The sequence below is a fragment of the Paenibacillus sp. JCM 9796 genome (assembly GCF_055379675.1).
Window position 1 is genome coordinate 3,348,781 of the sequence record NZ_AP043723.1, and the last position, 26,340, is coordinate 3,375,120.

The 26,340-nt window shown below is 45.2% G+C and carries 24 protein-coding genes, 4 tRNA genes and 2 pseudogenes; 21 read left to right on the plus strand and 9 right to left on the minus strand.

Annotation, left to right across the window (positions count from 1 at the left end; all coding sequences use genetic code 11):
- Positions 1-8: 8 nt before the first annotated feature.
- Both ACZ439_RS16105 and ACZ439_RS16110 read left to right on the plus strand, forming a co-directional pair.
- On the plus strand, positions 9-1,136 hold the full coding sequence (locus ACZ439_RS16105; protein WP_464619904.1) for a glycosyltransferase family protein: 1,128 nt from the start codon (positions 9-11) through the stop codon (positions 1,134-1,136).
- Positions 1,123-2,244 (plus strand): glycosyltransferase, encoded by a 1,122-nt coding sequence (locus ACZ439_RS16110; RefSeq protein WP_464619905.1) that lies wholly within the window; start codon positions 1,123-1,125, stop codon positions 2,242-2,244. The genes ACZ439_RS16105 and ACZ439_RS16110 overlap by 14 nt, the downstream gene beginning before the upstream one ends.
- A gap of 292 nt (positions 2,245-2,536) precedes the next feature.
- Here ACZ439_RS16110 and tnpC read toward each other — a convergent pair whose 3' ends face one another.
- From tnpC to ACZ439_RS16130, 4 genes are all read right to left on the minus strand, one after another.
- The gene (tnpC, locus tag ACZ439_RS16115; RefSeq protein WP_054796895.1) at positions 2,537-4,105 is read right to left on the minus strand and encodes an IS66 family transposase; all 1,569 of its coding nucleotides are present in this window, start codon (positions 4,103-4,105) and stop codon (positions 2,537-2,539) included.
- A 37-nt stretch (positions 4,106-4,142) separates the two neighbouring features.
- Positions 4,143-4,496 carry an IS66 family insertion sequence element accessory protein TnpB gene (gene tnpB, locus ACZ439_RS16120; RefSeq protein ID WP_464619906.1) on the minus strand — a complete coding sequence of 118 codons (354 nt, stop codon included), beginning with the start codon at positions 4,494-4,496 and terminating at the stop codon, positions 4,143-4,145.
- The gene (tnpA, locus tag ACZ439_RS16125) at positions 4,490-4,795 is read right to left on the minus strand and encodes an IS66 family insertion sequence element accessory protein TnpA (protein ID WP_054796855.1); all 306 of its coding nucleotides are present in this window, start codon (positions 4,793-4,795) and stop codon (positions 4,490-4,492) included. The genes tnpB and tnpA overlap by 7 nt, the downstream gene beginning before the upstream one ends.
- A gap of 242 nt (positions 4,796-5,037) precedes the next feature.
- Positions 5,038-7,167: a hypothetical protein gene (locus tag ACZ439_RS16130; protein ID WP_464619907.1), complete on the minus strand. Its 2,130-nt coding sequence runs from the start codon at positions 7,165-7,167 to the stop codon at positions 5,038-5,040.
- A 295-nt stretch (positions 7,168-7,462) separates the two neighbouring features.
- On the opposite strand from ACZ439_RS16130, the gene ACZ439_RS16135 reads away from it, so the two are divergent.
- The 3 genes and pseudogenes from ACZ439_RS16135 to ACZ439_RS16145 all read left to right on the plus strand — a co-directional run bounded on the left by ACZ439_RS16135 (position 7,463) and on the right by ACZ439_RS16145 (position 10,845).
- Positions 7,463-8,869 (plus strand): undecaprenyl-phosphate glucose phosphotransferase, encoded by a 1,407-nt coding sequence (locus ACZ439_RS16135; RefSeq protein ID WP_464619908.1) that lies wholly within the window; start codon positions 7,463-7,465, stop codon positions 8,867-8,869.
- A 272-nt stretch (positions 8,870-9,141) separates the two neighbouring features.
- Positions 9,142-9,514: pseudogene (locus tag ACZ439_RS16140) on the plus strand (group II intron maturase-specific domain-containing protein); the annotation flags it as partial.
- A gap of 128 nt (positions 9,515-9,642) precedes the next feature.
- Positions 9,643-10,845: an outer membrane lipoprotein-sorting protein gene (locus ACZ439_RS16145; RefSeq protein ID WP_464619909.1), complete on the plus strand. Its 1,203-nt coding sequence runs from the start codon at positions 9,643-9,645 to the stop codon at positions 10,843-10,845.
- 58 nt (positions 10,846-10,903) lie between these two features.
- Here the strand turns inward: ACZ439_RS16145 and ACZ439_RS16150 are convergent.
- Both ACZ439_RS16150 and ACZ439_RS16155 read right to left on the minus strand, forming a co-directional pair.
- Positions 10,904-11,764: pseudogene (locus tag ACZ439_RS16150) on the minus strand (IS3 family transposase); the annotation flags it as partial.
- A gap of 17 nt (positions 11,765-11,781) precedes the next feature.
- Positions 11,782-12,399, minus strand: a complete 618-nt coding sequence (locus tag ACZ439_RS16155; RefSeq protein WP_464619910.1) for a transposase — start codon at positions 12,397-12,399, stop codon at positions 11,782-11,784.
- A 629-nt stretch (positions 12,400-13,028) separates the two neighbouring features.
- Between ACZ439_RS16155 and ACZ439_RS16160 the strand changes: the two genes are divergently transcribed.
- Genes ACZ439_RS16160 through ACZ439_RS16180 form a run of 5 tightly spaced genes read left to right on the plus strand, consistent with a single transcriptional unit; the run spans position 13,029 to position 17,582 of the window.
- On the plus strand, positions 13,029-14,150 hold the full coding sequence (locus tag ACZ439_RS16160) for an FAD-dependent oxidoreductase (RefSeq protein WP_464619911.1): 1,122 nt from the start codon (positions 13,029-13,031) through the stop codon (positions 14,148-14,150).
- On the plus strand, positions 14,147-15,121 hold the full coding sequence (locus ACZ439_RS16165; RefSeq protein WP_464619912.1) for a glycosyltransferase: 975 nt from the start codon (positions 14,147-14,149) through the stop codon (positions 15,119-15,121). The genes ACZ439_RS16160 and ACZ439_RS16165 overlap by 4 nt, the downstream gene beginning before the upstream one ends.
- A 14-nt stretch (positions 15,122-15,135) precedes the next feature.
- Complete coding sequence (locus ACZ439_RS16170) at positions 15,136-15,927, plus strand: NAD-dependent epimerase/dehydratase family protein (RefSeq protein ID WP_464619913.1); 792 nt, start codon at positions 15,136-15,138, stop codon at positions 15,925-15,927.
- Positions 15,924-16,739, plus strand: coding sequence for a sugar phosphate isomerase/epimerase family protein (locus ACZ439_RS16175; RefSeq protein WP_464619914.1), 816 nt, complete (start codon positions 15,924-15,926; stop codon positions 16,737-16,739). The genes ACZ439_RS16170 and ACZ439_RS16175 overlap by 4 nt, the downstream gene beginning before the upstream one ends.
- A gap of 12 nt (positions 16,740-16,751) precedes the next feature.
- Complete coding sequence (locus tag ACZ439_RS16180; RefSeq protein ID WP_464619915.1) at positions 16,752-17,582, plus strand: glycosyltransferase family 2 protein; 831 nt, start codon at positions 16,752-16,754, stop codon at positions 17,580-17,582.
- Between the two features lie 94 nt (positions 17,583-17,676).
- On the opposite strand, the gene ACZ439_RS16185 is transcribed toward ACZ439_RS16180, so the two are convergent.
- A complete protein-coding gene (locus ACZ439_RS16185) occupies positions 17,677-17,955 on the minus strand; it encodes a hypothetical protein (protein WP_464619916.1) in 279 nt (92 codons plus the stop codon).
- Positions 17,956-18,147: 192 nt separating this feature from the next.
- Between ACZ439_RS16185 and alr the strand changes: the two genes are divergently transcribed.
- The 4 genes from alr to ACZ439_RS16205 all read left to right on the plus strand — a co-directional run bounded on the left by alr (position 18,148) and on the right by ACZ439_RS16205 (position 22,595).
- Positions 18,148-19,344, plus strand: coding sequence for an alanine racemase (gene alr / locus ACZ439_RS16190; RefSeq protein WP_054799557.1), 1,197 nt, complete (start codon positions 18,148-18,150; stop codon positions 19,342-19,344).
- 320 nt (positions 19,345-19,664) lie between these two features.
- Positions 19,665-19,946, plus strand: coding sequence for a CopG family ribbon-helix-helix protein (locus ACZ439_RS16195; RefSeq protein WP_054796896.1), 282 nt, complete (start codon positions 19,665-19,667; stop codon positions 19,944-19,946).
- Between the two features lie 3 nt (positions 19,947-19,949).
- On the plus strand, positions 19,950-20,300 hold the full coding sequence (locus tag ACZ439_RS16200; RefSeq protein WP_010494553.1) for a type II toxin-antitoxin system PemK/MazF family toxin: 351 nt from the start codon (positions 19,950-19,952) through the stop codon (positions 20,298-20,300).
- Between the two features lie 66 nt (positions 20,301-20,366).
- Positions 20,367-22,595, plus strand: coding sequence for a Tex family protein (locus tag ACZ439_RS16205; protein ID WP_127609705.1), 2,229 nt, complete (start codon positions 20,367-20,369; stop codon positions 22,593-22,595).
- Positions 22,596-22,695: 100 nt separating this feature from the next.
- Here ACZ439_RS16205 and cmpA read toward each other — a convergent pair whose 3' ends face one another.
- Both cmpA and ACZ439_RS16215 read right to left on the minus strand, forming a co-directional pair.
- Positions 22,696-22,839: a cortex morphogenetic protein CmpA gene (gene cmpA / locus ACZ439_RS16210; RefSeq protein ID WP_127609707.1), complete on the minus strand. Its 144-nt coding sequence runs from the start codon at positions 22,837-22,839 to the stop codon at positions 22,696-22,698.
- Between the two features lie 77 nt (positions 22,840-22,916).
- On the minus strand, positions 22,917-23,279 hold the full coding sequence (locus ACZ439_RS16215) for a hypothetical protein (RefSeq protein WP_054799558.1): 363 nt from the start codon (positions 23,277-23,279) through the stop codon (positions 22,917-22,919).
- Positions 23,280-23,424: 145 nt separating this feature from the next.
- On the opposite strand from ACZ439_RS16215, the gene ACZ439_RS16220 reads away from it, so the two are divergent.
- The 7 genes from ACZ439_RS16220 to ACZ439_RS16250 all read left to right on the plus strand — a co-directional run bounded on the left by ACZ439_RS16220 (position 23,425) and on the right by ACZ439_RS16250 (position 26,245).
- The gene (locus ACZ439_RS16220) at positions 23,425-23,901 is read left to right on the plus strand and encodes a SprT family protein (RefSeq protein WP_054796867.1); all 477 of its coding nucleotides are present in this window, start codon (positions 23,425-23,427) and stop codon (positions 23,899-23,901) included.
- An 18-nt stretch (positions 23,902-23,919) separates the two neighbouring features.
- Positions 23,920-23,995: transfer RNA gene (locus ACZ439_RS16225), tRNA-Asn, on the plus strand.
- A gap of 8 nt (positions 23,996-24,003) precedes the next feature.
- Positions 24,004-24,091: transfer RNA gene (locus tag ACZ439_RS16230), tRNA-Ser, on the plus strand.
- Between the two features lie 266 nt (positions 24,092-24,357).
- A complete protein-coding gene (galE, locus tag ACZ439_RS16235) occupies positions 24,358-25,371 on the plus strand; it encodes a UDP-glucose 4-epimerase GalE (protein WP_464619917.1) in 1,014 nt (337 codons plus the stop codon).
- A gap of 156 nt (positions 25,372-25,527) precedes the next feature.
- Positions 25,528-25,599 (plus strand) — tRNA-Glu (locus ACZ439_RS16240).
- Between the two features lie 8 nt (positions 25,600-25,607).
- A tRNA-Leu gene (locus ACZ439_RS16245) sits at positions 25,608-25,690 on the plus strand.
- 135 nt (positions 25,691-25,825) lie between these two features.
- Entirely contained in the window at positions 25,826-26,245 is a 420-nt protein-coding gene (locus tag ACZ439_RS16250; RefSeq protein ID WP_054796868.1) for a pyridoxamine 5'-phosphate oxidase family protein, read from the plus strand.
- The last annotated feature ends 95 nt before the right edge of the window (positions 26,246-26,340 follow it).

Consider the following 26,340-nt stretch of genomic DNA (forward strand, 5'->3'; position numbering starts at 1 on the left):
TTAAAGGTGTGAAAATTTTGGATAATAAGAAGAATTTATTATGCATTTCAACCATTGATTGGGATTTTCTTTGGCAAAGGCATCATATTATGATGAGTGTTTTTTCGCAGCATTATAATATTTTTTTCGTTGAAAATATGGGATTTAGAAATCCGAAATTAAATGACTTAGGTAGAATCTTTAAAAAAATCAGTAGAAAAAAAACAAATTCGTATAAAAATCCTACGCCTAATAATTTAAAAATTATTAAACCATTGGTCCTTCCACCTAATGGTTTTTTTTTCAGACTGTTAAATGATTTAATTTTTATTCCCGCTCTGAATAGACATTTACAAAAACGAGGGCTTACAAAAGCAGACCTTGCCATTATTTATTTACCATCTCATACAACAGTAAAACTCTTGGACTTAGTTGGTCCTGAAAAAGTTTTGTTTGACTATGTTGCCAATTTTGAAGGGCATCCGGGCAAACCAAAAGATTATAATATAGTAGAGGAAAAGCTTTTTAATAAAAGTGATATTGTTATTGCTGATTCTCATTATTTATATGAAAAAATCAGAAATAAGCATGATAAAGTCTATGAAATTCATCAAGGCGTAAATGCTAAGTTATTTAACCGAGCGTTTAGAGAGAACAAAAAATATAAATCGGTTTGTTTTTTTGGGGCAATTGATGACCGATTTGATTGGGGAATTATTGATGCTTTAAAGAATGCTGGAGCCGAAATAAAATTAATAGGAAGTGCAAAATCAGACATTCCAGATGGTTATGATGTCATGGGTCCATTTAATCCAGAAGAATTAGTACTTGAGTTAGAAAAAGTAGATGTTCTGATAATACCTTACATCATAAATGAGTTTACCAAAGGAATTATGCCTGCGAAAATATTTGAATGTATGGCTACAGGTAAACCAACGATTGTTACAGCATTGCCTTCTTATAATAAATATAGCGATGTATTATATATATGTAGTAATAAAGAAGAAGTTGTAGAGACGTTCCATCATTTAAATCTTACTGAGACTCCTGATATTGTATATAGAAGAATGGATTATGCTAGAGAATACTCTCTAGAAAATAATATTAATAACATAATTGAATTAGTTGAAGGTGTTAATAGAAATGAACAGAGTTAATTTAGTTCATATTATTGAGAGTTGTAGTGGAGGATCTTTAGAATACTTAATTCAAATTTGTAACTTTCTCAATGAGTCCCAAAAATGGGATATACATATCATTTATTCACGTAGAATAGATACACCTCTTAATTTTAAAAGCAGGTTTCAGGAAAATATAACTTTTCATGAAGTATTCCTTAAAAGGGAAATATCAATAACATCGGATATACGGGGTATTGTTCAAATTAATAAAATATTGAAGCAAATAAACCCTGAAATTATTCATCTGCATTCTTCAAAAGCAGGGTTCCTTGGAAGAATATGTGCGTTAAAATATCAAAAGAAAATAATATATACCCCGCATGGTTTCTCTTTCATGAGGAAAGATATTAGTACACTAAAAAAAATATTTTTTTGGATGTTAGAATTTATTGCTGCCCGAATAGGTAATCATCAATTTTTGGTTGGTTCAGTACAAGAATATAAGTATGCATTAAAATTAGCCCCAAATTCAAGAGTGACATTAATTAAGAATTCAGTACAAATTCCTCAGTTTGAAAAAATAATTAAGGACAATTTTGAGAAAATTAAATTAATAACTGTAGGGAGATTGACTGAAGCAAAAAATCCAGAATTAATTCTCGATATTATTCAATTATTGAAAGAAAAATACAATAATTTTGAATTTATTTGGGTGGGAGATGGAGAATTACGGGGATATATTGAACAACAAGCGGTATCGAGACAAATTAATATTTTAGTTACTGGTTGGAAGGATAAAAATCAACTTAATGAAATTCTTAAAAATTCAGATATCTATCTACAGGGCTCTAAATGGGAAGCGTTACCTTTATCATTATTAGAAGCAATGTCTTTTTCGCTACCTGTAGTTGTATCAGATATTCCTGCTCATAGCGATATAATTGAAAAGGGAATTACGGGTTTTCTTGCGTCTGACCCAGAAGAATTTGTCAACCATATAATATGGCTTATTCAAGATCCACAATTAAGAGTAGAAATTGGTGAGAATGCAAGAAATGAGGTAATAAATCATTATTCATCAGATCAATTTAACAAAAAGTTGTATGAATATTATGTAGGGGTTGTTAAGTTAACTCTTGCATGATGAAACAGCCCCTTAAACCGGATAGGATAAAGGGGCTTGTTTGCCGCCAAATTCTATGACGGTAATTATGCGGACTTTCGCCGCTCCCGATGTCGGCTCCTTTTTACAAATTCAACCGACAATAGCCTAAACCCTTCTGTACAATGACGGGGGATTAGGCTATTCTTGTCTTTAAAAAAGAAAATGCTCCCGGCCTTAGGCGAGGCACCCGGGAGCATCAACTTAGCCTGGGTGAACGTCAAATAGGCCCCACCTAGTAGTCAGATGGAAGCCCGTGTATGATGGATGAAGATTAGGGTGTACGGCAGGAGTCGGGCAGGGACTGCGACCACGGCATCAAGCGCTCCAACGCATTCGACGCTTCAAGATCCGCAAGCTGCGGCAGTTGCTCGAACAGGTATATGAGGTATCGGAACGGATCCAACCCGTTTTCCTTCGCCGTCTCGATCACGCTGTAGATCGCCGAGCTAGCCTTAGCTCCTCGAGGTGTATTTGCAAACAGCCAGTTTTTGCGTCCGATGACAAACGGTTTGATCGACCGCTCGCTGCGGTTGTTGTCGATCTCCAGGCGTCCGTCCTTGAGGAATGCCGTCAGCTTATCCCATTGGTTGAGACTGTAGGCAATCGCTTGGCCGATCAAACTTTTGGGCATCGTTCGGGACTTCTGTTGACGTAGCCACGTCTGGTACGCTTCCAGCACCGGACGGCTTTGTGCTTCCCGGACCTTGTGCCGTTCTTCCGGCGTAGATTCCTTCAGTTCCCGTTCAATCGCAAAAAGCTGATTACAATACGCGAGCCCCTGAGCTGCGACGGTTGCCGGATTGCCTTTGGCCTCCGGCGCAGCTTTCAGCGCTTCATCATACTTGCGCCGCGCATGTGCCCAGCAGCCCACCAGTGTCACATTCTTGACTTTGTGGTAGCCGGCGTAACCGTCTACATGCAGATAGCCGGTAAATCCTGCAAGGAAGTCTCGGGGATGTTCGCCGCTGCGTGTCCGCTGGTAGTCGTAGATCAGAGCTGGCGGTACGCCTCGACCGGTCCGATACAACCACAGATACGACATCGACTCCGCTGACTTCCCCGGCTCCCGAAGCACCTGCAATGTCGTCTCATCTGCATGCAACATGTCCTGTTTCTGCAGATGGCGCTTCATCTCCGCCACAACCGGTAGCAGCCATTGCTCCGCGCCGTAAATCGTCCAGTTCGCCATCGTTTGTCGGGATAGCGCATAGCCAAGTCGTGAAAATTGCTGCTCCTGCCGGTACAAGGGCAGGCCGTCCACATATTTTTGGCACATCACATACGCCATCGCAGACGGCGAGGCCAAGCTGCCCGGATACACCGGCTTAGGCATCGGTGCCGTGACGATGGGCGTTTGCAGTTCATGGCGTTCGCAGTGGCGGCAGGCATAAACCTGCCGTACATGCCGAACCACCTTTACCTGTGGCGGCACCACGGCGATTTCGCTGCGCGTCTCCGTCGTCATCTCATGCAATGCTCCGCCGCAGCAGGTGCAAACCTGCTCGTCTTCTGCAAGCTCGTAGGTCACCGTTTCCACGGGCAGATCCGACAGATCCGCCTCGCGTTTTCCGACCGATTTGCGGCGCTCGTAGGTGACTTTCTCCATCTCGGGCTTTTGCCCTTTAGGCGTTGCCAATACTTCGGCTTCGTTGAAGAGGTTCAGTTCTAGTTGATCCGGATTGGTCTTCTCGCTGGATGCGCCGAAGCGCTTGTGCTGGGCCAGGCGAAACTGTTCCTCGTACCATTTGAGTTTGGCCGACAATTCCTCATTTTGTTGTTCCAACTTGGCATTTTGCTGTTGGAATTCTTCCAGGGTCATGGATTCCACATTCGTTTTCATAGGATATGATTTCGACAGATCCAAGGGGATTTCCTGCTTAGATCGCCACTTCAGGGGATACGGGCTTATGAGCATGCCGTTGCGAGAGGGCAAGGCCATCCAAGAGCCAGCGCAATTCCCGTTGGGTCAAGCAGAGGGGAGATGGGCCTGCTGCGGGCCACTGAAACGTTCCCCGTTCCAGTCGGCGATAGTAGAGCCAGAAACCCGCATGATCCCACTGGAGGATTTTGAGTTTGTCCCGTTTGCGATTGCAGAACACAAACAGGGCCGAGGAGAACGGGTTCAGTGCAAACTGCTCCTGGACGAGGGCGGCCAGACCGTCAATGGATTTTCGCATGTCTGTCGAGCCGCAGGCCAAGTAAACCTGTGAAGTCCCGGTCAAATTTAACATTCGGACCCTAGTGCCGCTACCACGTCACGAAGAAGTTGCGGTTCGAAGCCGGGTCGAATGCCAATCCGAGCGGATCCGACCTGTACCCACACCGATTCATGAACGGGCTCTGGTGTGATAGCTACGGCGCGAAATGTTGTAGATCGCGCTTGATTTTGACGATTTTGGGCTTTATATAGCCAATATTTCAACTGATGCACCGTCAGGTTTTGTTCCGCGCACCAGACCTTCATCGTTTGCCCGCTTGCCTGATAGGTTGCAATATGTTTGGCCCACACTTCCTGCAGTGTTTGTTCCATTCAAATCCATCCCTTCTCTCGTGTGATGGATTCATTGTGACAGGGTTTGCTTTTTATGAACAGGTGTGCTCCGTTTGACGCTTACTAGCCTGGAATTGGATACAGAATGGTACATCCAATTGGGGGAGACAAGATTCTGGTTACATCGTAAATCCGAATACAAAGTGAGATCGTTATTCTAAACCTGCTTACGAAACGACTGTCAATGAACGTGGTTAATGACAAGGGGCTGAAGATGGGTACTAGTTTTTCTGGCTATTGCGTTTAAGCTTAGTTAGTGCGTAAAGAAGTAATATAGGAGTTATGATGTTTGTTGCGAAAGTGTATCGCAAATGTTGCGCTGGTATAATCGGAAATAAGCTTACTAAGTTAAATATGACAGGTAGTAACAATATTATATAATGATATTTTTTATGCGAAAATGATAGAACAGCCACTGAAATTATTGATATCAAAGCATAGAATCCAGCTCTCCAAAAGAACCAGCTGTATTCTCTTTTTTCTGTGATTTCCAATAAATTTAATACTTTTTCCTTAACATCTGTTAATAAAGTACCTTGTTTTATATCATAATTATTAGGATCAATCGTCTTATGATAATAGTTATATCCAGTTTTGGGTTGCTCTATTTGCCAAGTTAATGAAGCAGCTGCTGTAACATGTTTTATAACTGTGTATGGGTGTTTTTTTAAGAGTCCTAACCAAACATGAATAAACTGTGTTGAAAATGTCTTATCTAGAAAAATATTCTTATTCTTTTCAAACTCTTCGTTAAATACCATTTGTTCGACGCTATATACATAGTATTTATTAACCCAATAATCGAAAGGCATAATTTTTTCAAGAACTTGTTTTTGTTCCTCATTCGCGGAGCTGGGGTCTTCTTTCACAACCGCACCAATCTGATGTACCATTGGATAATATTTTGCAGATACTTCCCCAGGTTTTGCATCTAAAAGACTACTTAATAATGGGTTAAGGATGATTAGCAGGGCAATGAATCCTACTAGTAATTTTAATGGAATCATTATTTTTTCTTTTTTATAATAAATAAATAAGGCGAAGACTGTAACAACTGCAGGCAGAATTCCATTATGTCTAAAAGTTGCAACAGCCGCTAAAGTCACAACAAGTAAAATCAAGTAGTACTTATTGTTTAATAGAGCCTTATTTTCAATTATATTAATTAATATAATTGTCAGAAGCATTAAAAAAAGGCTGTAAGGTATATCCTTGTTTAATAATATTAGTTGCATTCCAGTGACAGGAACGATGAGAAAAAATGAAACAAGTAATATTAATGAGCTATTACTTGTCCCTATTTTTTTAAAAGTATAAATTCCATAGAATAGTATTGAAGTGAAAAAGAAAATTTGAAATAAACTTATAACTGCTGGACTTTCCCAAATTTTTAATAATATAGCCATATAAGCAGTATGAACAATAGGATGATGGTTATCATAATTACCTTTATAAATCTGATCCCATTGAGCAAAAGTATCTGCATTCATGATGCCTGGGTAAAATAGAATCCATAAAAAAATCCATGAAAAGAAACTGGCAGTTATTACGAAAATTAATTGTGACTTACTTGTAATTAACTTACGAAAAAACCTAATAATAAAATAGAGGAGCAATGAAAATATAAAACATAGAACGTATACTGAGATTAGAAGACTCACAAGAAATGTAACTATATTTTTTGGGGATATTTTATTTTCATAGAGATTAATAATTAATTGTTTATTAAAATAAATTTGAGTAGTGCCCTTAATATTTATTGATTTTATGGTGGCTTTCTCTACATTAGCATATAAATCAATGTTTTCATTAACATTATTATGTATGAGTTTAACAACACCACTCCACTTGCTTTCTAAGAAAGTAATGTTTACTTTCTCAGCATGTCCAGTCCACTCAATTGTAGCCGGAAAAATACTTTGAGCCACAGGTAAATTATTTATTAAGTGCCAATTGGCATCGACTATGACATTATCAGATAATTCCCCGTCTTTCTTAATTAAAGGATCAATACCCGCAATCCAAACTTGATTTGCCTGTGATTCTGGATTTTTCTCTCCAGTAGCAATAATTTTTATTGAAGTAACGGGACTGTTTTGTAAACTAACATTTACTCCTAGGCTTATAACCAGAGATAATAATATAATTGTTACAAGCAAAGTTTTTTTATAATTAATTATATGAAAAGCTTCTTTTTGCTTAGAGAAAAAAAATGTAGATAATAAAAACAACCCAGTAATAACAAGCAATGTAAAAAACAAGGATGGTTCTCTGAAGTAATACAGAAAAGATAATATTAAAATCGTATTGATAGTGTAGAATGTGAATTTTGTATTGAGTTTTCTTATCATATTGCCCTCCGAAGGTTATTGCTCCTTTTAATAAATGATTTTTTAGACATTCTGATTTTCAATTTGAAGTATAACATCCTTTTGAATTTTAATGAACAATAAAATAGATTAATAATATAGTATATACATGTATTTAATGGGGATTTATTTATTATAGAGATGTGATAAATTTTTTCTGGAAATCATGCCCATTACAATACAATATGGCAAGATATCGCTTAGTATTATATGATATAGTGAAGAGTGGTTGTGTGTTAACTAAATTAAGGAGTTCGAATCGGTGAGGTGAGTGAAGTTGATCCGACGAAGCCAAGGCTTTTTATCTCAAATATATGCTTTAACTGACTTTGTGTGTATACAGATAGTGTTCATATTCTCATGGTGGCTCAAGTTTAAGAGTGGTTTGATTCCATATGAAACCCCCTTACCTGTAGAAAATTACGCACTATGGAGTATCGTATACGCCTGTCTTGTGGTGGGGATTGGGTACATATCTAACTTTTATACACCCAAGCGGAAGAAGCGATTTTCCTATGAGCTTTTTACCATTGTTCAAGTTTATACGATTAGTTTATTGATTTTGCTTAGTTTACTCTTTATCATTAAAGAACTGGATGTTTCTCGTTCTTATCTTTTCTTATTTCTCGTAAATAACATATTGCTCGTAAGCTTTTACAGATATGTTCTCAAATCGTCATTGAAGCGTCTCAGGGAAAAGGGCTTTAACAAGCAGTTTCTACTCATCTTAGGTGCAGGGACCTTAGGCAAAAGCTTTTACCAAAATCTTCTTCAACACCCAGAGCTCGGGTACGAGGTAGTCGGTTTTCTCGATGATTTTCAACAAAGGCATGAAGTCGACTTTAAAAGCTATAAACCGATCTTAGGCCGAATTAATGATCTGGAACGAATCTTAAGTTCATCCCTGATCGATGAAGTTATCATAGCGCTACCGCTTAATGCCCATCAGAAATATGGCTGGATCATTAACATTTGTGAAAAAGTCGGTGTAAAAACACTGATTATTCCGGACTATTACGATTATCTGCCATCGCGTCCGTATTTCGATAACTTTGCGGGTATGCCTCTGATCAATGTGCGCGATATCCCGCTTGATGATTTCCGGAATCGATTTTTCAAACGTGCTTTTGATATAGTTTTTGCATCAGCAGCTATTCTTATGACATCGCCTTTGCTTATTTTGATTGCCATAGGGATAAAGCTAACATCGCCCGGACCGGTTATTTTTAAACAAGAGCGTGTCGGATTAAATCGACGAAACTTTATGATGTATAAATTCAGATCCATGAAAGTACAGAGTGAAGCCTCATCGGATACGAAATGGACGACAGAAGATGATCCACGAAAGACAAAGTTCGGCTCTTTCTTACGTAAAACTAGTCTTGATGAGCTGCCGCAGTTTTTCAATGTGTTGATTGGCCATATGAGTGTGGTTGGCCCGCGGCCGGAGAGACCTTATTTCGTCGAACAATTCAAAGAAGAAATTCCGAAGTATATGGTTAAGCATCATATTAGGCCTGGAATTACGGGATGGGCGCAATCCAATGGACTGCGCGGGGATACGTCGATTGAAGATCGGATTAAGTACGATATCTTTTATATAGAAAACTGGACTTTTTTGTTTGATATCAAGATCATCTGGAAAACCATTATCAATGGATTCATCAATAAAAATGCGTATTAACTCCTATAACCGGCCGGTTATAGGAGTTTTTATGTACGCCCAGCATGGGTGTCATCTCTAGGGTGAGAGTCCCGAACGGGGGCTGGCGAACGCCTACCGTTAGCCAAGAGCAAGGGTGTCAGCCGCGAGGCTGAATCTGAAGGAAGCTGGAGGCAAAAGCACGAGCCAAGGTACACGAACTCAATTTGAGGCAGGGTTAGTCGGATGAGTCACCATAGCATGACGAATCCTAAGTCGCCAAAGGCTAATTCTGTAAACTTGAGTGGCTGCGGGTCTCGATGGTGAACCGAATTAAGGAACTCAATCGCTGCCTTATGGGCTGGATCGGATACTTTCGCCTAGCATCCGCAAAGACTCACTGCGTGAGGCTAGATGAATGGATTCGCCGTAGACTCCGTATGTGTACATGGAAGCAGTGGAAACTGCCACGCACTAGATTGAGAAGCCCTTGGCGTTCCTGATTGAGCAGCAAGAATGATGGCAAATTCACGCCTTGGTTACTGGGAAATGTCCCGAAACATAAATAATGCCTTCAACCTTTCCTACTGGAAAGATCAAGGGCTACTTAGTCTAACGATTCGGTATCTGGAAATCCGTTGGCCTTTAGGAACCGCCGTATGCGGACCCGCATGTACGGTGGTGTGAGAGGTCAGGGGCTAGTCGCCCCTATCTACTCGATTTCCTCCCCCAACTTTGTCCGCATAATCGTCCAAGTCCCCACATAGACATGTTATCAAGTTGGACAATGACAATGTGGTGGAGGGATGAGAGCAATGCGGCGATTTAAATGGACGGTAGCTCTGACGTTGTGCTTGAGCTTGGTGCTTTCGGGATGCGGATTACTTGGGAAGAAGGATGCAGGCTCGGTTGTAAGGGAATTGGACAGTATCGTCAACAAGCTGGATAGCTATCATGCCGAAGGCACGATGACGCTGAATACGGGGACGGAGCCGCAGGAGTATTCGGTTGAAGTTTGCTATATGGCGGAGTCGTACTACCGGATCGCGCTGACGAATGCGAAGAAGGACATCACCCAGATTGTGCTGCGCAACGATGACGGGGTGTTCGTGCTGACGCCGCATTTGAACAAAAGCTTCCGTTTCCAGAGCGATTGGCCGGAGAATCAAGGACAGGTGTACTTGTACCAGTCGCTCGTGCAAAGCATTCTGATGGATAACGAGCGTCAATTTACGACGGACGATAAATCGTATGTGTTCGACGTAGCCGCGAACTACCAGAACGGATCGCTAGCCCGCCAGAAGGTGTGGCTGGATAAGAAAAACTATGCACCACAGCATGTGGAAGTGTCCGACACGAATAATAATGTCATGGTTGTTGTTAAATTCGAGAAGTTTGAATTCGGCACGAAGTTCGAAAAGGACCAATTTGATATGCAACGCAACATGACGGGCTGGGATATGAAGACGCTGCCGACGCTGGGTCATGACCATGAAGGAGATAAAGCTGGAGCAGCCGATACGAAAGGTACGGATAAGGCTGTTAACGGGCAAGCAACCGGCGATAAAGCAGCAAGCGGAGCTCAAGGATCCGACAGTAAGGCAAGCAGCGGTCAAGCGGGCAGCGCGAATGGTAAAACGACGGATAAATCGGCTGCTGCAGGCAATACCAATAAGCAGCAATCGTTCGGGATCATCGAACCGAATTACATCCCGAGCGGTGTAAAGAAGCAGGATACAACCGAACTGAAGCTTGGCGAAGAGAAGGCGGTCATGCTGCGCTACTCCGGTAAGTACAACTACTCGTTGATCGAGTCGCGTCCTCAGGAGAAAACGGTGTCTATTTTGCCGGGGGATATTCTGGATCTGGGCTTTACGCTGGGCGTAGTGACGGGCGACGATAAGAAGACGTTGACTTGGACGTATGACGGTGTGGAGTTCCGTTTGTCCACGGGCGACTTGCCTGTGACGGAGATGATTAAGGTGGCTCAAGCGGTACAAGGAGAAATGGGTAAGTAAGAGCTCAAAAACTGAACTGCACCCCGTCAAGTAGACAGTACAAAAAAATAAAAATCAGTTACGCGGCCTTAGTCCTAAATTCCATTGGACTAAGGCCGTCTAGTTTAGCCTGCAACCGTTCGTAATTGTAAAAGCGGATGTAGGCGTCAATGTCCCTTTCTAGCTTCTCAAAGGTAGGGTACATATGCAGATAATACTTTTCACATTTTAAAGTTCCCCAGAAAGATTCCATTGGACCATTATCGATGCATCGTCCAACACGGGACATGCTCTGGGTCATATTGTTCTTGTCTAAGATCCCTTTGAAGTCCAGTGAGGTATATTGGAAGCCACGGTCGCTATGAAGCATGGGCTTGCTTCCTGGAGCCGCTTGCAAGGCCAGTTTTAACGTCTGGAATACAAGTGGATTGTTGTTGGAACGCCCGAATACGTAAGAAACGATTGTTTTGTCATGTAGATCAAGAATGGCGCTTAAATACGCTTTCTGGCCATTACCGTATTTGAATTCCGTCACATCGGTTACCCACTTCTCATTGGGGGCATCTGCATGGAATTTGCGGTTTAGCACGTTCTCAGTGACCTGCTGCGGAGTGGAATGTGCATATCTCTTTTTCTTCCTGCGGATGACGGACTGGATTCCCTTTACTTTCATTAGGCGGTGCACGCGCTTATGATTTATCGTTTTTCCAGTTTGGCGACGCATGTGCAGAGTCAATTGACGGTACCCAAAGATACGCTCTACTTTCTCATAAATAGACATCATAACATGCGTCAGTTGCTCATTCTCCTGCTCTCGAGAACCAGGCTTGCGATTTAGCCACTTGTAATAGCTGGAGCGCGGGATTCCTGCCACTTCACACAGAAGCTGAATGCTGATTGATGCTTCTTCCCGAAGCGCTTGAATGGCAAGGTAGAGGTTCTCTTGACGATACTGGCTTAGCTTCGCCTCCTTTGAAAATCCTGTAACTTTTTTAAGAACGCATTTTCCGCCCGAAGTCGCTCCATTTCATATTCTAGCTTCTTTATCTCCAGCTTCTGACGATCCGCTTCTGTTAGCTCCTCCGGCGCCTTCTTTCGTCCCCGGCCATCCTTTAACGCATCCTGACCACCATACTCGAACTTTTTCACCCATTGGTACAATTGCTGGTAGGAGACCTTAAACTGATCTGCCGTCTTCTGGTAGTCGTGCTGATGTGCAAGACAATATTGAACCATGTCGATTCGTTCCTGCCAAGTCGTAGAACGCCCCTTCGTCATCGCTTTCGCTCCCCCTGAATAAGCTTTTAAGCTGCTATGACGATTATACTGCTTAATCCAGTTGGAAAGTTGTGTTCGACTTGCAATCTTGTATTTATCGATGACCTGATATTGGGACAATCCCCCATAGAGGTAATCCTTCACCGCTTGAAGCTTAAGCTCAGCACTGTAGCTTCGATTATGAGTTCGACGCTCTAGCCCTTCATAACCATACACCTTATAACGACGCCGCCATTTCGCCAAGGTCGTTTTGGTAGTGCCGTATTTCTTCGCCGCATCCTTAATGCCGATCCACACTTGCTATTTCACTAAGGATAGCGAGCTTTTCCGCTGTACAATATTTTTCTTTAAGCATGAAAATGCTCCCCTTACAGTAGCAGGTTTTATTATTTCACCTGTCTACCGTATGGGGAGCATATCACCTTTTGGGACAGCCCCTGTTTTTGCTTTACACGCGGGCATATTGTTTGGGCAATCTTTATATTGAAAAAATAGTCGAAAGAAGTGATAATTAGAATGCTTATTCAAAGGTGTATTAGACACAAGATGGGTTGGTGGCAGCGGAATGACAATTTTTTTACTTGTGCTGGCTATGGTTTTTAATATTTCCGCCCAGTTTTTTCTTAAACAGTCCGTAACAGGCATAAGGTTCGAGCATGTGAATATAAGCTTTTTCGTTAAGCTCCTAAGTAACTCATACGTTTGGTTGGGTGCGATTATGTATGGAGCCAGTTTTATTCTCTATATTATGGCCTTATCAAGAGGGGAGTTAAGCCGAATCTCTCCAGTTTCTCAGGGACTAACGACCATAGGTATCGTCGCTTTATCTTTTCTGTTTTTTCATGAGCCGCTAACTTCCTTTAAGATTATTGGTTTGTTACTAATAATAATCGGATCTATCATTATCTTCTTGTAAGAGGTATAAAATGTTAAAAAAATATGATTACGTGATTTTTGGTGCCGGAATATTTGGGTTATATGCATCCTTAACTTTAGCTCAACGAGGAAAGAGTGTTGCATTAGTTGAGTTTGATGCGGAGCCCATGCAGAGAGCTAGTTTTATAAATCAAGCCAGGGTTCATAATGGTTATCATTATCCCAGAAGCGTTTCCACTGCGGTAAAATCTGCGAATTATTACCGCAGATTCAGTCAAGATTTTTCGTTTGCAGTTAACAAGCAATTCCGCAAGGTATATGCGATTTCCTCACATGATTCTCTAACTAACGCCGAGCAGTTTGTAAAGTTTTGTGAATATGTTGACATTCCAATTGAGGAGATCAACTCCAAACATATCTTTAACACAGGCATGGTTGAAGCGGCCTTTGATACTCTTGAGTTTTCGTATGACGCTAATAAAATTAGATCGTATTTTGTAGAAAAGTTAAAGGAATTTAGTAAAGTGGATGTGCTCTATGGCCAGCAGCTCACCCAAACAGAAGTGGTCGCAGACGAGTACAAACTGATTTTCAAAGATGGTCGGATCATGCTTTCACCGTTTGTAGTCAATGCCACATACGCTAGCTTAAACCAAATCTTGAATTTATTTAACTATGAAATGTTTAAAATCAAATATGAGATTTGTGAGGTCATTTTAACTCAAGCTAATAGCTTTTTGAAGGATACAGGCGTGACCATCATGGACGGCCCGTTTTTCTCGGCGATGCCGTTTGGTTTAAGCGGAACACATTCCTTAACATCGGTAGGGCACACGCCTCATTTGACCTCGACTGACAAGCTGCCCAGTTTCGATTGCCAGCAAAGAAATGCACACTGCTTCCCCAGCTCTTTACAGAACTGCAATACATGCATGGAGAAACCGACATCTGCTTGGGTGAAGATGTACCAATTATTTAAAAAATACATGAATCCCAAGATGGATGTTCAGTATAAAGAATCGTTGTTTGCCGTAAAGACAATCATGGCCGAGGCCGAAATCGATGATTCCAGACCAACGATTATAAAATCGTTTTCCAATCAACCTACTTTTATTTCTGTGATGTCAGGAAAGTTTAATACGATATATGATTTGGAGGAGGCCTTGCATTGAAAGAGAAAGTATTTGTCTCCGTTGTATTATATGCTTGTAACGACGAAGAGACAGTGGGAAACGCTCTGTTCGAAATAGATCAGGTTATGCATCAACATTATGAAAATTATGAGATTATTCTTGTAAATGATGGGAGTCATGATCGGACGCTTGACCGTGCACGCAGTGCGACAGAGGGATTGAGAGGAACCATATCGATTATAAATTTGTCAAGAAAACATGGTACTGAACGAGCAATGACCGCAGGTTTAAACAAAAGTATGGGGGATTTCGTATTTGAAATCGATTCGACATCGTTTGATTTCCCTATCGAGATTATTCCTGCTCTTCAAAAAAAAGCAAAAGAAGGGTTCGATATTGTTACAGCAAGCTCGCATAAGACGTCTGTAAATTCATTGCTATTCTACAAATTTGTTAATAAAATGTCTTACCTTAACTTGGATCTTTCGACAGAAAGCATTAGACTAGTCAGCAGAAGAGCTTTAAATGCAATGCTTAATCTACGGGAGAAGGTCAGATATCGCAAAGCCCTATACGCTTTTACCGGATTTGCAAAAGCAAAAATTCAGTATGATAGCATCATAAAAAGAGGCCAGAGAAAGCTAAACCGGGAGAACATCACGTTAGCTCTAGACGTTATTGTTTCTTTTTCTAATTTTGGATTGAAACTGGCTCATTATTTATCGTTGTTATTTTTTTTATTCTCTATTTTTATGGGAGCCTACGCTTTATACAACTACTTGTATAATAAAGATATTGTAGAGGGGTGGACAACGCTCATGATCCTCATCTCTACAGGTTTCGCCGGTTTGTTTTTCATTATAGGTATGTTAGGAGAGTATATCTCAAGAATCTTAATTGAAACCCAAAACCGGCCGTTATACAGCACGAAATCGACGGAACTTTATAGGGAGAAATTGAGAGTAGCGGTAACAGAACAGGCCGGGCAAGAGGTGGCCTCGACTAAATAAGGATGGTGAAAAACATGAAAGCCCTTATTGGATATACAGGATATGTAGGATCTACTTTGTTAGCTCAAGCACAGTTTGATGATCTTTATAATTCTAAAAATATTTCTGAAATAAGAGGTAAGTCATATAGTCTCGTCATATGTGCCGGGGCCCCGGCTGTAAAGTGGAAGGCGAATCAAAATCCAGAAGAAGATCTAGCCAATATTAATATGCTGATCAGCCATTTGAAAGAAGTTAAAGCAGACAAGTTTATTTTGATCTCAACTGTCGATGTTTATCAGAAGCCTGATCTAGTCAATGAAAGTACCGTAATTAACCCCCAAGAAACGGATCCCTATGGAAAGCATAGGTTTTTTCTGGAACAATTTGTAGAGAGTAATTTCAAAGATTCTCTTATCATCAGGCTTCCCGGTTTGTTTGGTAAAGGATTGAAGAAGAACTTTATATACGATCTAATTCATGATAATTGCCTACATCTTACTCATCGAGACAGTGTGTTTCAATTTTACGATATGAGTGATTTGTGGGACCATATCAATGTCTGCATCAAAATGGACCTAAAGTTAGTGAACTTTTCTCCTGAACCCGTCACAGCTTCAGAGTTAGCTCATCAAAGTGCGGACTGCGAATTTACTAACGTGACGGATAAACCCCCTGTTTATTACGATATGAGAAGTCTGTATAATCATGTATTTCACGCGGACCCTTCCGGCGAATATATGTATCCCAAACAAGTTGTTTTTAATAAAATTAGACAATTTATTAAACAAGAACTCATACAGAAGGAAAACGGAGCAGCCAAATGAAGCTTTCTATATCTAATATCGCCTGGGATTTAAGTGAAGAAAATAAGGTCATGGACATTATGCGTTCATATAATTTGAACGGAATTGAAATTGCTCCTACGAAACTTTGGGAAATTCCGATTGATTTATCCGACCAGACCATTACTGATTATTTGAAGAAGACTGAATCATTCGGACTTCGTATCGTCGCTATGCAATCCCTTCTGTTTAACCGAAATGATCTTTGTATATTTGCGGATCAAGACTCCCGAGAAAAGACGTATGAGTACCTGTGCGGCATGATACAACTTGCGGCACGTATCGGCGCTAAGAATTTAGTGTTCGGATCACCAAAAAATCGAAAAACAGAAGGTTTAAATCTAAATAGTTGCTTCCAGATAGCAACCGATTTTTTTTATAGACTTGGTCAATTTGCCGAACAAAATAATGTCGTATTCTGTATTGAACCCAATCCTTCTCACTATGGATGTGACTTTGTGACGAATACCAAAGAGGGTATCGAATTAGTGAAAGAAGTTAATCATAAGGGATTCAGACTACATCTGGACACAGCGGCTATGACTTTAAATGAAGAGTCGTATGCACATTCAATCGAGGCAAGTATTCCGTACTTGTCCCATTTTCATATTAGCGAACCCTTTCTAGAATTAATTGGTTCGGCAAATACCAATCACGCTTCGGTGTCAGATGCTCTAAAGGGTAGTGGGTATGATAAGTGGATATCTATAGAAATGAAAAATAACTTATTAGCTGATAATGTCATTGCCGTTGAACGGGCGTTGGATTTTGTAACAAGAAGCTATATGAAATAGTAGGGGGATCCCATGAATTTTAATGAGTGGCAAGTTCCTAAATATGAGATCACGGAGCTCAATTCTAAAGCATCCAAGTACTGTGTTTGTATTCCTGTTATCAACGAAGGAGAGAAAATTCGCAAGCAACTTGATAAAATATCAAAACTTGCGAATATTGTTGATGTTATCATATTGGATGGCGGAAGCACGGATGGTTCGTTGGAGATTGATTTCTTGAAGAAAAGCAAGGTGAGAGTGCTGCTTACCAAAAAGGATAGCGGCAAGCTAAGCGCCCAGTTAAGAATGGGCTTCTCTTATGCCTTATCTCAAGGCTATGAGGGGATTATTACAGTTGATGGTAACAATAAGGATAGTGTGGAATCCATTCCTTCCTTCGTTCAGAAACTGGAAGAGGGGTATGATTTTGTACAGGGATCAAGGTATGTTCCGGGCGGGTTAGAAATTAACACACCACTTTCGCGGAAGCTGGCAATTAAGCTCATTCATGCTCCGGTTATATCGTTCATTTCACGTTTTAAATATACGGATACTACAAACGGCTTTAGGGCTCATTCTAGAGCGTTTTTGATGGATCCCCGACTGCAGCCTTTCAGAAATATCTTTCAAACGTACGAGCTGCTGGCCTACTTATCCGTAAAGGCACCAAGGTTAGGATACAAAGTGAAAGAAATCCCTGTAACAAGACAATATCCTAGCGGAGGGAAAATACCGACTAAAATAAGTCCTATTCGTGGGAATACGCTGCTGATGAAAATACTTGTAGATCTGTTCTTGAATAAATATGATCCACCATCAACAAATAATCAAAATCCTGACAACTCCAAAGGTATAGCGAATTAAGTGGGCGAATCCCACTTTTTTTGTCTTTTGCAAAATTCTAGTCTAGGCTGTTTTGGGGAAGGAGGATAAGTAGGTCATGAAGATTTTGTCACGATCATAAAGTAGTAGTAAGTTGGATAGGAGTATGGGTCATGAAGAAAGAGTCTCCCCAATAAGGCTTAGATACACGCATTGTTCCAGCGAAGCAAACCTTGTTTCGTTTGAGAGTGTGTGGCAAAAGCTCTTCTGCAAGCTCGGAACGAATCCCTGTAACCTCAGCACGAACCTCTGTAACTTCCGAACGGACATCTGCAAGCTCGGACCGCACCTGCTTCACATCCGACTTAATCTCCCGCATTTCATCAAGGATCAAGTGCAGCACTTGTTCGCTCAATGTGTTCTGTTTGCTAATGTAATCATTATACCGTATTTGTGATACAGCAGTAAACACGAAGGTCCGATTTGTTAGCTCATTAAGCAAGGAGTCGGTTCCATCTCAGTCAGTTGTCAGGGTTCTGTTTGTTGACAGCCGGGAGTAGTCGGATTAACATAGGTAGGGTCAAAGAGGCAGAAGAAGGTGGAATATGTGGATTCTTTTTATAGACCTACACGCGTAGAAATAAGTTTAGATGCGCTGCGTCACAACCTGGAGGCGTTCCGGGCGGTGCTGCCTGCACATGTGCGGATGATGGCGGTCGTGAAAGCGGACGCTTATGGGCACGGGGCGGTTGAGGTGTGCCGCGAGGCGCTGCAGGATGGCGTGGAGTACATCGCCGTCGCTTTTCTCGATGAAGGGTTGGAGCTGCGAAGAGCGGGCATTACGGCACCGATGCTGGTGCTGGGCTATACGCCTCCGGAAGGGCTTGTGACGGCCTGGGAGCACGATATTACGCTAAATGTATATACGGATGAAATATTGGACGCCTGGGAGCGGCTGCAGCCCGCTGAATCCGCCGCCAGGCCGCTGAAGATACATGTTAAACTGGATTCCGGTATGAATCGTCTCGGGATTGGTCCGGAGGACGAGGCGATCCGTTTTATTGAACGGGCGAGACGGACGGCGGGGATCGAGGTCGAAGGTTTGTTCACGCATTACGCTTGCGCTGACGAAACGGACAAAAGCCATACGTTTGGACAGTACGCGAAGTTTGCGCGGGTCGTGGAACATTTCCGCGGTCAAGGGTTCGAATTTCCGCTTGTACATGCGGGCAACAGCGCCGCGGCGATTGATTTGCCGGAATATACGTTCAATATGGTGCGCTTAGGCATCGGCATGTACGGCTTGTATCCGTCCGAGGAAGTGAATAAACAGCAGGTCGCTCTCCAGCCGGTGCTGAGCATCAAGACAGGCGTAGCGATGGTGAAGCAGGTGCCTGCCGGCGAGGGCGTCAGCTACGGGGCGATCTACCGGACGAGCGGCGAGGAGACGATCGCGACGCTGCCGATCGGGTATGCGGACGGGTACTCGCGGATGCTGACCGGGAAGGCCGAGGTGCTCATACGGGGACGCCGGGTGCCGGTCGTGGGCCGGATTTGTATGGATCAGTGCATGGTAAACGCGACGGGTATTGCCGATATTTCGATGGAAGAAGAGGTTGTAATCCTAGGAGCTCAAGGCAGCGAGAGGATCACGGCAGAGGAGCACGCAAGCTGGCTCGGTACAATTAACTACGAAATCGTCTGTATGATCTCCCACCGCGTCCCGCGGGTGTATGTGAAGGACGGGCGGGTCGTAAGGTCGGTGAATCCGCTGCTCAGGCATATGTGGGAACGGGAAGCCTAAGCGGGCGGATGGGCTGCAAATGCCGCATCATCCCTATCGGCACTAGCGCTCGTTCATGGGCTTGGCCGACAGCGAGCGGCAAAATTCGCAGCATGAACGCTAGAAATAGGTACTGGTGACAATTTCCACTCTATTTTTTGCATGCCATTGAGAGGATTTTCTTGTTTTTCCGCGAATATGTATAGCACATACTCATGTGATTATCGGGGGTATAGCATAATTGATATACTTGGCGCATATATTGGTCTTGTATATTTTTTCTGGAAGATTGCCATAATGGAAATAAGCTTTTGGTATGTCTCTTGGGGGTGCATGAACAGGTGGCCAATGCTCATAACACGAAGCGCATCATGATCAGTCTGCCGGATTATTTACTGGAGGAAGTCGACCATCTGGTCGAGAAGGAGAACTCCAACCGCAGCGAATTTATCCGTCAGGCCATGAAACTTTACCTTGTCGAACGCAAGAAAAGACACTTGCGCGAGTCGATGCAGCGTGGGTACATGGAAATGGCGAAAATTAACCTTAACATGGCCTCGGAAGCATTTCAGGCGGAGGAAGAAGCGGATCATACGCTTGACCGTCTGGTTAGCGGGGTGTAGCGAGTGATTGTCAAACGTGGCGATGTTTTTTTCGCGGATCTTTCCCCGGTTGTTGGTTCGGAGCAGGGGGGCATTCGGCCTGTTCTGATTATTCAGAATGATATCGGCAATCGCTTCAGTCCCACGGTGATCGTGGCGGCGATTACGGCGCAGATTCAGAAGGCCAAGCTGCCGACGCACGTGGAGATTGACGCGGAAGCGCACGGTTTTGACAGGGACTCGGTCATTCTGCTGGAACAAATCAGGACGATTGATAAACAGCGTCTAACGGACAAAATTACGCACTTGGATGAAGAAACCATGCGCAAGGTCGATGAAGCTTTGCAGATTAGCGTCGGACTAATCGAGTTTTAAAACAGCGTATGAAGCGGGGGCGTACAGGGGCCCTCGTTTTTTCGTATGTCGGGAGGAGTCGTACGGATGGCCAAAGAGCAAACGATTCAAACGGAACAGCAGGAGGAGCGTCAAGCCTTCGAATTGACAGCGGAGATGAAGGCTGCGATTCAGGAACGCATCCTGAAGCAGATTGCGGCGGAGCTCCAGATCGGAAGCGGACGCGTCAAAACGACGGTCGGTCTGCTTGACGAGGGGAACACGATTCCTTTTATCGCGCGGTACCGGAAGGAAATGACGGGGGAGCTCGATGAGAATCAGCTGCGGGACATTGAAGAGAGGCTGACGTATCTCCGCAACTTGGAGAATCGGAAGCTGGAGGTTATCCGGCTTATTGACGAGCAAGGGAAGCTGACGGGCGAGCTGCGTTCGGCAATCGAACAAGCTGTGAAGCTTCAGGAGGTCGAGGATCTGTACCGCCCTTACCGGCAAAAGCGTAAAACCCGCGCCAGCGTCGCCAAGGAAAAAGGGCTGGAGCCGCTCGCCCAGTGGATCGTGTCGCAGCCTAGGCAGGGCGATATGCTGACGGAAGCCTCGAAGTACATAAATTCGGACAAAGGCGTTCAAACGGCCGAGGAAGCCGTTCAGGGCGCGATGGACATTATAGCGGAGCAAGTGGCCGACGACGCCAAAATTCGCGCATGGGTGCGCAAGTATACGTTTGATCAGGGCATCCTGCGCTCGGAGGCGAAGAATGCCGAGCTGGAGTCGGTGTACGAGATGTATTACAGCTACCAGGAGCCGGTCCGCAAGCTGCCACCGCATCGCATTCTGGCGATTAATCGCGGGGAGCGGGAGGACGTGCTGAAAGTAACGCTGGAGGTGCCGGTAGAACGTATTCACGACTACATTGGCAAACAGCTGTTGAAGGGACCCTCCATTGTACGCGATACGCTTGCGGCGGTGGTCGAGGATGCTTATAAGCGGCTGCTGGCTCCCTCCATTGAGCGCGAGGTGCGGGGTGAGATGACCGAGAAGGCTGAGGAGAAAGCGATCGAGGTGTTCGCGGAAAACTTGCGGAACCTTCTGCTGCAGCCTCCGGTGAAGGGGAAGGTCGTGCTTGGCGTGGACCCGGCGTTCCGGACGGGCTGTAAGCTGGCTGTCGTCGACGATACCGGCAAAATGCTTGAGATCGCGGTCACGTACCCGACGCCTCCGAATAATAAAGTCGCCGAAGCGAAGGCGGTCTTCAAACGATTGATCGACGCGTACGGCGTAGAACTGATCGTCATCGGCAACGGGACGGCTTCGCGGGAAACGGAGCAGTTCGTCGCCGGGTTGATCGGAGAGATCAAGCAGCGCAAGCTGGCCTACTTGATCGTGAACGAGGCGGGGGCAAGCGTGTACTCGGCTTCCAAGCTGGCCCAGTCGGAGTTTCCCGATCTGGACGTGGCTGAACGGAGCGCCATATCGATCGCCCGCCGGGTACAGGATCCGCTCGCGGAGCTTGTGAAGATCGAGCCGAAAGCGATCGGCGTCGGGCAGTACCAGCATGACGTGTCGCAGAAGCGTCTGGAGGAAAGCTTGACGTTCGTCGTCGAGTCGGCGGTGAACCATGTCGGCGTCGACGTCAACACGGCGTCGCCTTCGCTGCTGTCGTACGTCTCGGGGATTAACAGTACGCTGGCGAAGAACATCGTGAAGTACCGCGATGAGAACGGGAAATTCGAGAACCGGCAGCAGTTGCAAAAAGTCCCTCGCCTCGGCGCCAAGGCGTTCGAGCAGTGCGTCGGCTTCCTGCGTATTCCGGACGGGGCTAACCCGCTCGATAATACGCCGATTCATCCGGAGTCGTACGCGGTGGTGGACCGGCTTTTCAAGGAGCTGAAGCTGGAGCTGGCGAAGCTGGGCAGCGAGGAGCTGAAGTCGATGCTGCAGCGGCTGGAGCCGGAGGAGCTGGCAACGAAGCTGGGTGTCGGGGTTCCGACGCTGCGGGATATTTTGGACTCGCTGCTGCGTCCGGGTCGCGATCCCCGGGAGGAGCTGGAGGCGCCGATTTTCCGCACCGACGTGCTGCAGCTCGAGGATTTGACGCCGGGCATGGAGCTGAAGGGTACCGTGCGCAATGTCATTGACTTCGGCGCATTCGTGGATATCGGGATCAAGAACGACGGGCTGGTACACATCTCCCAGATGAGCAACTCGTACGTGAAGCATCCGATGGATGTCGTCTCGGTTGGCGACGTCGTCACCGTCTGGGTGCTGAATATCGATACGAAAAAAGGCCGCGTCGGGCTTACGATGAAAAAGCCTTAAGTGGCATAAAATAGAGCATAGGCCGGAACAAGGGAAAATGGAGGCAAGTTCCCTTAAGTCTGGCATATGCTCTATTTGACGGTTGGCGTGTTTGTTGATGTTAAGGTTGAAAGTTGGATGCGGACGAATCGGATTCGGATTTACGGGTGCGGTAAAAATACCAGCAGTCGTTAAGCAATCGAATTTGCCGCCGGTTTTTGTTGTAAAACGCACGCATCAGTTGGTTGCAAAGCCATTGTGGCAAGCCCATCAGCCCCTTCCCTCTAACTGCTATACGACTAACATATGGGCGAGAGGGCTATGGGGTGCAGGTCCTCATGATTAGGCGAGTTCTTCTTCCTCTTCGTACCATTGCTCCAGCTGAGCCTGGAGGGCGCGAATTTCCGTGAGGAGGGATACGAGCGGGTATTGTTTCTCTTGCTGCTGCAGAGCGGCGAACGTTTGCTCAAGCCGATTGATGTAATCCAGGCCGTGCTGCAGCTCGTAGCCGGGACGTACAATTTCTAGCCCTTCAAACTCTGCGATAAAGTACGGAAGCGCGGGAATGCCGGATACCGTTAATTTGTCTAGCTCTTTATGTAAGCGTTGGTTCAGCGCTGCGAGCTGGTACATATGAGTGGAAGGCATTTCCACGAATTCCAGCTGTTCATTTCTTTGCAGCAGGGCGTATTTTTTATTGGACATGAAGTTTAATCTCTCCTATCGTATAGCGAATCGCGTGTCGGGCAAATTTATGAAGATTCCTACTTGACAGTTTAGCCTAACCTGCGGTTACAATTCAAGTGAATGCATATGTATAGAGAAGAACGTAGGGGTGGGAACATGGGAAATGGATGACCGGCAGCTGCAGCAGTGGGTCGAACAAATTTCGCTGTCGTCGTTTGGACGTCCTTTTGAGCATAAGGCGAGGTTTAACCGCAGGTTGAGGGCGACCGGCGGGAGGTACTTCACACGCAGCCACGATATCGAGATCAGTTGGCACCAGTATGAGCAATTCGGCATGCAGGATGTGGAGAAAATCATTAAGCACGAGCTGTGCCATTATCACTTGCATTTGCTCGGGTCCGGGTATCAGCACCGCGACGACGAATTTAAACAGCTGCTCACGCTTGTAGGCGGGACGCGGTATTGCCAATCGCTGCCGTCTGCCTTACAGCGGAAGGAGCCTTATCGATATAAGCTTGTTTGCGTCGATTGCAGGGCCGAATATTTGCGCAAGCGGAAGACCGATCCGCGGCGGTTTGTGTGCGGTCACTGTAAGGGAAAATTGAAGCTGCTGGCGCTTGACTTGAGCAAACATTCATGATAAATTAACAATTGTCGTTCCCTGATAGCTCAGTTGGTAGAGCACTCGACTGTTAATCGAGTTGTCACAGGTTCGAGTCCTGTTCGGGGAGCCATTATTCTTGGAGAGATACCCAAGTGGCTCAAGGGGACCCTCTGCTAAGGGGTTAGACTGCGTAAGTGGTGCGAGGGTTCGAATCCCTCTCTCTCCGTAAGATTGCAAAAACAACCGCCTAATAAGGCGGTTGTTTTTGCGTTTGGAGAGGCCGGAGGAATTCGAACCCCGAGAGAAGGGCGCCGATGCACGGAACCTCGCCCGCTGCACAGCGGCAAGTTCATCGCTTGTCCGCCTGACCATTGGCGGCGATGAGGATGAGCTCGCCCGTTCACGATATCGAAGCCCAAGTCTTGCAAGAACGCAGGCATGTCGTGTACGCTAGAGTCGTAAACCATACGTTAGATGTCGGAGGGTGAGCAAGTGGCGGTACTGGTAACGGGCGGTGCGGGATATATCGGGACTCATACGTGTGTGGAACTATTGAACAACGGATATGACATTATCGTCGTCGATAACTTCGATAACAGTAAGCCGGAGTCGCTGAAGCGCGTGAGAGAAATTACGGGGAAAGACTTCAAACAGGTGCAGGCCGACCTATTGGACCGAGACCGGCTTGAGGCGATTTTTCAGGACAATCGGATCGAGGCGGTCATTCATTTTGCCGGGCTGAAGGCCGTAGGGGAGTCGGTGCGTCTTCCTCTGAAATATTATCACAACAACATTACCGGCACGCTGCTGTTGGCCGAAGTGATGCAGAAGCACGGCGTGAAGAAAATAGTCTTCAGCTCATCGGCGACGGTATACGGCATGCCGGAGCGGGTACCGATCGACGAGGAGATGCCTTTGGGAGCTACGAATCCGTACGGTCGGACGAAGCTGATGATCGAGGACATCCTTCGCGACATATACATCTCCGACCCTGAGTGGAGCATTGCGCTGCTTCGTTATTTTAATCCGATCGGGGCTCACGCCAGCGGACGCATCGGAGAGGACCCGAACGGGATCCCCAATAATCTGATGCCTTACGTGACGCAAGTGGCAGTAGGCAAGCTGAAAGAACTGCAAGTATTCGGCAACGATTACCCGACTCCGGACGGAACCGGCGTGCGCGACTACATCCACGTGGTCGATTTGGCGCTTGGTCATGTGAAGGCGGTGGAGAGCGTTCTCTCCAGTACGGGTGTTGAAGCATACAACCTCGGTACCGGCAATGGGTACAGCGTGCTTGAGATGGTGCGGGCCATGGAACTGGCTGCGGGGAGAACAATTCCTTACCGTATCGTAGACCGCAGGCCCGGCGATGTGGCGGTATGTTACGCCAATCCTGTCAAAGCCCGGGAGAAGCTGGGCTGGTCGGCGGAACGGGGATTGGCGCAAATGTGCGAGGATGCCTGGCGCTGGCAGCAGCAAAACCCCGACGGATACGGAAAATAAGCGCATGATGGAAAAGACCTGCCGGCATACCACGCTTGTGCCTGGCAGGTTTTGCAGTTCGCCAAACAGATGAACCGAGGCAGCGATTTTTTTGAAAAAAAGGTATTGCCAACCCTAAACCTATTCGCTATAATAACACTTGTCGCTTTTAAGCATGGCCCGTTGGTCAAGGGGTTAAGACACCTCCCTTTCACGGAGGTAACAGGGGTTCGAATCCCCTACGGGTCATACTATGCGCGGTTGTGGTGGAATGGCAGACACGCTATCTTGAGGGGGTAGTGGGCGTACGCTCGTGGAGGTTCGAGTCCTCTCAACCGCATTGAAGCATCAAATCGATGAAAGCAAGTCCGATTTCCAGAGCTGGAAGTCAGACTTGCTTTTTTGTTATAGACGCTGCCATTTGGGGGAAGATAACCGCAAGCTTAATTTGGGAAGCCGAGAGGAGAGGTTAACGATGCAGCAAACCGAGCTGCTGGAAGATCAAATAGCGGGCGTGCTGGCGGCGAATCGAATCTGCTCGTTCGGAACGGTAGACGGAAACAAGCCGATGGTACGCTATATGGCGTTATTCCATGAGGGGCTTACGCTTTACTTGGCGACGAACAGCAAAACCGATAAAGTGGACGAGCTTCAAAACAACCCGAATGTTCACGTTCTGGTCGGGTATGACGGCAAACGTTCTTCGGACATCCTCCAAATTCAGGCAAGGGCCGAGATTTGCAAGGATAACGCATTGCGGGAGCGGCTCTGGAATGAGTCGTTTAAAGCATGGTTTCAAGGCCCTCATGATCCGGACTATGTCATACTGGAAATCAAGCCGGAACGTATCGAATACAACAGCGCGAATGCCGAGCCTCGAGTATGGCAAAAATAACCGCAACCAAGCGGCAGCGGCAACGATTTTACAGGAGCTCCGCTGCTTGCCCGAAGCCAACCGCTCCCACTTTACTCTTCTGTGCGAAAGAAGTA